Raw genomic sequence first — 231 nt, forward strand, 5'->3', positions numbered from 1 at the left:
GAGTAAAAAAAATCTTTATCGTCTTTAAAAGCACCGAAGCCGCTCGCAGTGCCAATTGCAGGTAACTTTACTACCGCAATTTCCTTTCCGTTCAGGTCAAATTGAATGATATGCGTACTCGCATTTTTTAAATACGATGCCCATAAAAATCCACCGCCCGGCCGAACGCTTTCTAATGCCAGGTTCGATTCAGGAATAATCATCTGCCAGTGTTTCGGCTCGGCCATCTTC

1 protein-coding gene is annotated in these 231 nt (G+C 44.2%); it reads right to left on the reverse strand.

The annotated features are described in order from the left end of the window. Positions 1 to 231, reverse strand: a 231-nt coding sequence (locus AC0IW9_RS32175; RefSeq protein ID WP_471652331.1) for a hypothetical protein, incomplete at both ends; no start/stop codon positions are given.

Source organism: Belnapia sp. AC561 (assembly GCF_979252845.1).